General features: G+C 64.2%; 2 protein-coding genes and 1 tRNA gene. All 3 read left to right on the forward strand.

Translation table 11 applies throughout. The features are described 5' to 3' along the window. Positions 1-375, forward strand: a 375-nt coding sequence (locus tag ACXJKL_RS20935) for a hypothetical protein (protein WP_457208921.1), incomplete at its 5' end; no start/stop codon positions are given. Positions 376-938: 563 nt separating this feature from the next. Beyond that, a tRNA-Ala gene (locus ACXJKL_RS20940) sits at positions 939-1,011 on the forward strand. A 4-nt stretch (positions 1,012-1,015) separates the two neighbouring features. After that, positions 1,016-1,246: a helix-turn-helix domain-containing protein gene (locus ACXJKL_RS20945; RefSeq protein WP_457208922.1), complete on the forward strand. Its 231-nt coding sequence runs from the start codon at positions 1,016-1,018 to the stop codon at positions 1,244-1,246. Positions 1,247-1,512: the final 266 nt, after the last annotated feature.

Below are 1,512 nucleotides of genomic sequence, written 5' to 3' on the forward strand. Positions count from 1 at the left end.
GACCGCATCCGTCGCGACGTAGACGCGCTACGCCGGGACCAGACCGAACTGCTCGTCATAGGACCAACGACTCTCGGTTATCTAGCGTGGGACATCGTTGACGGACAGAGCGAGTTGCTCACTCTGACCGAGTATCAGTTCGTGTTGCAGGATCTGGGGATAAAGCCCGCGCGATTTGCTGACCTTGACCCTGGTCTCGTTCAGACAACCGAAGAACTAGAGACGGAGTTGAAGGAGGCGCGAGAACACGTGGCCACTGACACCGCCAACCTAATCGTGGCCGCGGTCCTTGAGACGGGTGGGAACGACTCCTCCAACCCCGAACTGCTGAGTGATCTGATCGACCAGTTGAATGAGGAGCAGGACTCGCAGTAGGCCTTGAAGAGCACGCTGTCTCGGCTGGATGCTGGCCGGGCGAAGCCGAACCCGCTGGTGGGGGAGCCCGCGTCCCTCGCTGGACGACCTGTGGGGGGCGCGAGATTGGCGATCCCTGCATCTGATGACGCATCGGCGGGTCAATGCCAGGACGGTGCTGCCCGCTCAACCGCCCAGGTGGCATCCAGGCGCTCCAATCAGGCGGCGCAGGACCCGGCTGTGGAAGGTGAGTGTGTGGGTCGAGACGAGGACTGCGTCCGTGGACGAGAACGCCGAGGAGGTCGCCGTCCTGGTTCAAGAAGTCGCGGCGCTCGGGGGATCCAGCAGTCGCTCGTCCACGCGGAGTCGTGCAGTGACGTAGATGTCACCTATCGCCACGTGCCGTTGGACGAGCCTCTCGACGCACGGGAGTTGATCGACGGGGGCCCTCGGGGAGAAGATGGCCCGACGACCTGCGTGCCGATGATCCCGCTTGCGGGCCCGGCCCGGCGATTGACAGACTAGTACGCTGGCGGCGACGAAACTGACGGCCAACGGCTCACGGCGGGCGTCCAGCGACGTTAGGGGTTTTGGCGCAATTGGTAGCGCACTGCGTTTGCAACGCAGGGGTTGCGGGTTCGAGTCCAGCAGGCTCCACGTGGTGTCGCCATTGCCCAGGTACATCAGCCTCTCTGAAGCCGCGCAGGTGCTGGCGGTGTCCGAGAAGACCGTCCGTCGCCTTATCGCTGGCGGCGAACTCCCGGGCTACACGCTCGGCAAGCGTGGCGCAGGGAGCGGTCGCCCAATCAGGCTGCGCCTGGAGGATGTCGAGGCGGTTCTTCGCCGCATCCCGACCGCGGGCGACGACCGTCCCGGCCAACGACGGTTGTGACGGGTACCCGTGGCTTTGACGAGGTTTTCCGAGTCTGACTGAGCCGATGCCGCGCCGGGAAGGGATGAACGCGTTCACCGGACTGGGGTGCCTACCGCACTTCCGAGCCCGGTTCCTACGGAAGGATGGCCAAGGTCTCACAACCGCTGGAACCGTTCGTTGTGCGACGACCATTTCGCACACGGATTCTGGACGCGGAATGTGGGCACTTGAGACTTCGCCGCTAGCCTGTCCGTAACCGACCGTTTGTGCGACCGGTGTTGGAG

This window comes from Nocardioides sp. P5_C9_2 (assembly GCF_054049555.1).